Source organism: Streptomyces sp. NPDC088157 (assembly GCF_044741545.1).
Taxonomy (GTDB): domain Bacteria; phylum Actinomycetota; class Actinomycetes; order Streptomycetales; family Streptomycetaceae; genus Streptomyces.
Genome location: NZ_JBIUSU010000009.1, coordinates 59314 through 65421, shown reverse-complemented (window position 1 = coordinate 65421; position 6108 = coordinate 59314). Strand labels below are relative to the sequence as shown.

Annotated in this window: 5 protein-coding genes; 3 read left to right on the top strand and 2 right to left on the bottom strand. The window is 74.2% G+C overall.

Annotation, left to right across the window (positions count from 1 at the left end):
* Positions 1-138: 138 nt before the first annotated feature.
* Together ACIPFH_RS32270 and ACIPFH_RS32265 are read right to left on the bottom strand one after the other, a co-directional pair.
* Positions 139-360 (bottom strand): hypothetical protein, encoded by a 222-nt coding sequence (locus ACIPFH_RS32270; protein ID WP_359123794.1) that lies wholly within the window; start codon positions 358-360, stop codon positions 139-141.
* 34 nt (positions 361-394) lie between these two features.
* A complete protein-coding gene (locus ACIPFH_RS32265; RefSeq protein WP_401832040.1) occupies positions 395-1651 on the bottom strand; it encodes an anion permease in 1257 nt (418 codons plus the stop codon).
* A 763-nt stretch (positions 1652-2414) separates the two neighbouring features.
* On the opposite strand from ACIPFH_RS32265, the gene ACIPFH_RS32260 reads away from it, so the two are divergent.
* From ACIPFH_RS32260 to ACIPFH_RS32250, 3 genes are all read left to right on the top strand, one after another.
* Positions 2415-3146, top strand: coding sequence for a class II aldolase/adducin family protein (locus tag ACIPFH_RS32260; RefSeq protein WP_401832037.1), 732 nt, complete (start codon positions 2415-2417; stop codon positions 3144-3146).
* A 124-nt stretch (positions 3147-3270) separates the two neighbouring features.
* Positions 3271-4422, top strand: a complete 1152-nt coding sequence (locus tag ACIPFH_RS32255) for an alpha/beta hydrolase (RefSeq protein WP_401832035.1) — start codon at positions 3271-3273, stop codon at positions 4420-4422.
* 211 nt (positions 4423-4633) lie between these two features.
* Complete coding sequence (locus ACIPFH_RS32250; RefSeq protein WP_356262166.1) at positions 4634-6070, top strand: hypothetical protein; 1437 nt, start codon at positions 4634-4636, stop codon at positions 6068-6070.
* Positions 6071-6108: the final 38 nt, after the last annotated feature.

The following is a 6108-nucleotide window of genomic DNA, read 5'->3' as shown; positions in this document are numbered from 1 at the left end:
GTCGTCGTCGGTGGGGGTGGTGGGCGGCCGTGGGGTGTTGCCCCCTACCCCCCCCACGCCCCTCTGCGTGCGGCCACCAGGGGGGGGGGGGGGGGGGGGGGCCCCCCCCCCCCACCCCTCGGGTGTCTCCATGGCGCGTCAGGCGACGATCAGTGAGATTCCGTAGGCCACCGCCGCCGCGCAGGCCGCGAAGCACGCGTACGCGCCGGTCACCGCGAGGGTGTCGGAGCCGCCCTCCGCCGTCGCGCGCTCCTGCCGCGACAGGCCCATGACGCCGAGGGTGAACAGGGCCACGAGGCCCACGGTGACCACGAGACTGACACCGAAGACGGAGCCCAGGGCTGCCCAGTCGATCTTCATGCTGCTTCTCTTCCTTCGTGCCGGGTGCGCGGGCTCAGACGGCCGCGGCCGGGGGAGCGGCGGGGGTCGCGGGCTCGATGGACGGGCCGGGGATGGTGGCCGTCAGGTCCGTGGTGAGGTCCTCGGGGAGCGTGCCCGTGGGCGGCGGGGTGACGACGGCGATCGCCGTCGTGATGACGCCCGCCGGCTCCCCGGCCTCGTTGACGTTAGAGGCGTCGACGACCTCGCGCCGGGAGATCTTCCAGATGGCCGCGCTGGAGGCGATCAGGAAGACGGCGACGACGGCCGTTCCCCAGTCGCCCAGGTCGGTGACGGACTCGGCGAGCGCGCCCACCAGGGCCGCGGCCGGGAGCGTCAGGCCCCACGCGACGAACATGCGGGTCGCCGTCGACCAGCGGACCACACCGCCCTTGCGGCCCAGCCCCGCGCCCATCACCGCACCGGAGACCGAGTGGGTGGTGGAGAGGGAGAAGCCGAGGTGGGAGGAGGCCAGGATGACCGTGGCCGCGCTGGTCTGGGCGGCGAAGCCCTGCTGCGGCTGGAGGTCGGTCAGGCCCTTGCCCATGGTGCGGATGATGCGCCAGCCGCCGAGGTAGGTGCCGAGCGCGATGGCCATGCCGGCGGAGAGGATGACCCAGGTGGGCGGGTCGGAGTCGGGGGCCACGGCGCCGCCGGCGACCAGCGCCAGGGTGATGATGCCCATCGTCTTCTGCGCGTCGTTGGTGCCGTGCGCGAGGGAGACCAGGCCGGCCGAGGCGATCTGGCCCGTGCGGTAGCCCTTGGCCGCCGCCTTGCCGTCGGCCTTCTTGCCGAGGGTGTAGGAGAGGCGGGTCGCGAGCATCGCCGCGACGCCCGCGACGATCGGCGCCGCGATCGCCGGGATCAGCACCTTGGTGACCAGGGCGTCACCGTGCACCGCGCCGGTACCTGCCGAGGCGATGGTGGCGCCGATCAGACCGCCCATCAGGGCGTGTGAGGAACTGGACGGCAGGCCCACCAGCCAGGTCAGCAGGTTCCAGAGGATCGCGCCGACCAGGGCGGCGAAGATGACCTCGGGACGGATGCCGGTCTCGTCGACGAGACCCTTGGAGATCGTGTTGGCGACCTCCACCGAGAGGAAAGCGCCCACAAGGTTCAGCGCGGCGGACATGGCCACCGCGACCTTGGGCTTGAGTGCACCGGTCGAGATGGTGGTGGCCATCGCGTTGGCGGTGTCGTGAAAACCGTTCGTGAAATCGAACGCGAGTGCGGTTACGACCACAATCGCGAGGATCAGCGAGAAGTTTTCCATTTACCCAGGCAATCGTTCGAAGTCATTGGCAGGTTGACCGTAAGCAATCCGGGTGAACGGAAGATGAACTGAGGACGGCATCACGGTGTCTGTGCAAGGGGGCCGGAGTGGTGCTTCCCCGCGTGGCCGCGGGTGGGGCAAGCGCCTTACGCTCACCCGACGTTGGCGAACCTCCACAGCGGGGTCCCGGAGCCGTCGAAGAGAGTCCCGGTCACCCGGGCAGGCTGCCGCTGTCGGCGTACTGTCAGAAGGTCCAAGTCGGTCGTCCGGTCGGTCGTCCGGTCGGCGGGATTCGGGCGGTCGGACGCCTGGTGACGGGCGATCCACAGGGCGTGATCCGCGGCGGGGCCACCGCTGCCGCTTCGTGCACGGGTCCCACCACTGGGTCGCCGCCCAGAGCACGGGACGACGGCCGGTGAGCCGGTGCGCCTCGTCGCCGGCGGCCCTGGTCCCGGCGACCGTTTTCGCCGTGGCCGGGCCGTGCCACCGGCGCCCGCCGACGTAGGGGTCGTACTCGACGTCGAGCAGGGGCGGCAGAGTCCGCCCGCCCGCCTCCCGCCGCCGCATTGTGTACGAAACACGCGGCCTGGGCCGTGCACGAGCTTTTTCCGGAAGGGCGAAGTGGTATGCGCCGCGGAAACGGCTCAGCGGCACCGGCCCCGGCGGGTGTGCGGTCTTCCGGATGCGCCGGCCTCCGGCCTGCGGTGGCCGCGCCCCGCCGCGGCCCGTGACGGCCTCCGGCAGCTCCTGGCAGGATCGCGGTATGGCTGAGCAGCGACGCGAGCAGGGGGACACCCGGGATCACCGGGACGGCGTACCGGGCGCGGAGGAGCGGCGGGGCAGGCATGCCGTCCTCGAGGAGGCGCGGGCCTGGGAGGCGCTCGTGGCGACGGCCCGCCGCACCGTGAGCGACCGACTCGTCGTCGGCACCTCGGGCAACGTCTCCGTACGCGTCGGCGACACCGTGCTGGTCACACCGTCGGGCGTGCCCTACGAGCGGCTCACCCCGGACGACGTCACGGGCGTCGACCTCACCGGACGGCAGGTGCTCGGCACCCTGCGCCCGACGAGCGAGCTGCCCATGCACCTCGCCGTCTACCGCACCACGGACGCCGAAGCGGTCGTCCACACGCACGCCGTGCACGCGACCGCCGTCTCGACCCTCGTCACCGAGCTTCCCCGCGTCCACTACATGGCGGGCGCGCTCGGCGGCCCGGTCCGGGTCGCCCCCTACGCGGCCTACGGCACCGAGGAGTTGGCCGACCACATGCTCCGGGCCCTCGCCGGCCGCAGCGGCTGCCTCCTCCGCAACCACGGCACCCTCACCCACGGCACCACCCTCGACCAGGCCTACGACCGCACGGCCCAACTGGAGTGGATGTGCCGCCTGTGGCTGACGGCCGCGTCGGTACCCGGCCTGAGTCCCTCGCTCCTGACGGAGGAACAGGTCGCGGAGGCGGGCGAGCGACTGCGCGGATACGGGCAGCGGGACTGACCCGCTCCCCCCGGCCGTTCCCGCCCACCGGATGAGCGGTCCTCACCTCACCGCTGTCGCCCCCTCCTTACCCCACCCGGCTCCACCACTGGCCGGGAGGACAACGGGCCAGGACACTGGACGCGTGCGCACTGTCAAAGCGACGGCCGCCGCCGTCACCGCAGCCCTGGCTGCCGGAGCCGCCAGTGTCGCCGCCGGCCGACTGGCCAGCGACGCCGCGCTGAAGGCACGGCCCGGCCGGCCCCTGCCCACCGAGCCCCGGCTCACCGTGCACGGCACGGCGGCCGGCCACATCACCCTCACCCGTGACCTGGCCAGCCTTCGCCCCGGCACCTACGGCCTCTCCGGCAACGGCTCCCACGCGGTCGTGGGCCCCGTCCTGCCCACCGCCCCGCACTCCGCCGACACCGTCGTACGCCGCCTGGAACGGGTCACCCACGGCAGCCTGAACCCCGGCGATTCGGTCTGGCTCACCCCCAACCTCCATGTCGGCAACCCCGGCAGCGCCCTCGGCCTCGACCACGCCGACGTCGACGTCCCCGGCGAGCTGGGCAACCTGCCCGCCTGGTTCGTACCCGGCGCGCGCCGCACCTGGGTGATCGCCGTGCACGGCCTGGGCACCACGCGGGAACAGGCCCTGAACCTCATGGGCTTCCTGCACCGCCGTCACTTCCCCGTACTCGCCCTCGCGCACCGCGGCGACCTCGGCGCACCCCGCTCCCCGGACGGCCTGAACCACCTCGGCGAGACCGAGTGGCGCGACCTGGACGCGGCGATGCGGTACGCCGTGCGCTACGGCGCCCAACGCGTCGTCCTGCTCGGCTGGTCCACCGGCGCCACCATGGCCCTGCGCGCCGCCGCCGACTCGGGGCTGCGCGATCTCGTCTCGGGACTCGTGCTCGACTCCCCGGTCCTCGACTGGCGGACGACGCTGCGTGCTCTCGCCGCCGCCCGGCGCACCCCCCGCCCGCTGCTCCCGCTCGCCGTCCGCGCCGCCGAGGGCCGCACCGGGCTGCACGCCGGTCCCGGTGGGCACGGTCCCGGCGGCCACGGTGACGCGGCCGCCGATCCCGACCGGCTGAAGGTGCCGACCCTGATCCTGCACGGCCCCGACGACACCGTCGCCCCCTGGAGCGTCTCCCGCCGCCTCGCCGACCGCCGCCCCGAGCTGGTCTCCCTGCACACCGTCCCGCACGCCTCGCACGGTGCCATGTGGAACCCCGACCCCGCGGCCTACGAGGAGGCCCTGCGCCGCTTCCTGACCCCGCTGATGTGAGCCGCTGCCGTGCACGGGGGCTCGTCCGGGAGGTCCGTTCCCATGAGTCCGAGACAGGCCCCGGACCGGTCCCGACGGTTCCGTTTAAGCCCGTACCACTGGCCTGAAGACGTCTCCTCGTCCCTCCCGGAACCCGGTGCCTTGGCCACTCCCGTAGCCCGCCGTGACATTCCGTTTGGGTTTTCGGACCGTCAACCGGAAGACTGCACCCGTGACGTCCCGTATCCCGCGCGACTCCAGGCTTCGACTCGTCCGCCCGCGACCCCTGGCCGCCGCACCCTCAGCTGTGAACGAGCGGCGCCCGCGCCGCCCCGCCCCCCGCCCGCCGGAGGGCACCCCGGCCCCCGCGGAGCTGGCCAGAATGGCACGCTCCGGACTGGCCGCCGCGGCCCGCGTCGCCCGCTGGGCCGACAACGCCCTCGGCCCCGGCCGAGACGCCGCCACGGCCGACGGCAAGGCCACGCTCTCCGAGGCGACCGCCGAACGGGCGGCCAGCGATCTGGGCCTGACCACGGATCGGATCCGCGCCGACTGGGACACCGCCCGCCTCGCCGGGCTCGTCGAGGTGCACGGCGACAGCGCCCGCCCCGGCTGGCGGCTGCGCGCCTGGAACCGCGACGACAGCGCCGTCCTGCGCGGCTGGGTCGCCCTGTTCGACGCCTGGTCGCTCGCCTCCCCGGAACCCGGGGACCAGGAGCCCGGCGCCGTCGCCGAGGTCGTCTCGGCCATGCCCCAGGTGCTCTCGTTCCTCCAGCTCTCCGCCGGGCCCGTCCCCGTGGAGCAGCTCCTGGACCTGCTGCGCCAGCGCGTCACGGAACTGCGCACCGAGCGCTGCGAGGTGCCCTACGGCGCCGGCTCGGAACCTGCGACCCCCATCGCCCCGGTCCTCTCCGCCGACGCCGACCCGGCCGAGCCCGCCCAGGACGCCGAACTCGCCCCCCTCCTCGACTGGGCGCTGCACGCCCTCGCCGCCGTGGGCGCCCTCACCTACGGCGCCGGACAGGCCACGCTCACACCGCTGGGCAGCTGGGCGGTCTGGGTCAAGCTGGAGCAGATCTGCGTCGCAGCGCAGAGCCCCGCGGGCAACATCGAGCAGTCGGCCGAGGCCATGCTCCGCGGCTGCGCCCAACTGCGCCCGAACGCGGCCCGCGCGGAGTACCGGGCCTGGCTCGCCGCCCGGACCGTCGGCAGCGCCGTCGCCGAGCTGCTCCTCGCCGCCCGTGGCGACGACGCCCTGCTGCGCGGCCTCGCCTTCGAGGCGCTGCGAGTCGTCGGCGCCCCCGCCGAGCCCGACGTCCGCGCGGTCGTCGACGAACCGGCCCTGCGGCCGTACGCCCTGCTGTGGCTCGCCGAGCACGACGGTGTCGACCCGGAGGACGCCCACGAGGTGCTCACCCGGCGGGAGGCCACCTGGCTGTGGGTCGACACCGCCGCGGCCGTCGCCGACCACGGTGAGGCGCCGATGCTCGTACGTCACCTGGAGTCCGCGCTGCAGCCGACCGTGCCCGCCCTCCTGACCGAGGTGCGGGCCGTGGGACACCCACGCACGGTGCAGGTGCTGGTGGCGCTCGCCGCCGCGCACCCCGACCCGGCCCTGGCCAAGGCCGTCCGCAGGGCCGCCTTCCAGGTGCACACCGGGGGCAGCTGAACGAGCTCCGCACGGACTGCGCACGGGCTCCGGAGAGG

Bases quoted from the DNA above. Each gene is read 5' to 3' on its own strand.
- ACIPFH_RS32270 (WP_359123794.1), bottom strand. From the start codon at position 360: ATGAAGATCGACTGGGCAGCCCTGGGCTCCGTCTTCGGTGTCAGTCTC.
- ACIPFH_RS32265 (WP_401832040.1), bottom strand. From the start codon at position 1,651: ATGGAAAACTTCTCGCTGATCCTCGCGATTGTGGTCGTAACCGCACTC.
- ACIPFH_RS32260 (WP_401832037.1), top strand. From the start codon at position 2,415: ATGGCTGAGCAGCGACGCGAGCAGGGGGACACCCGGGATCACCGGGAC.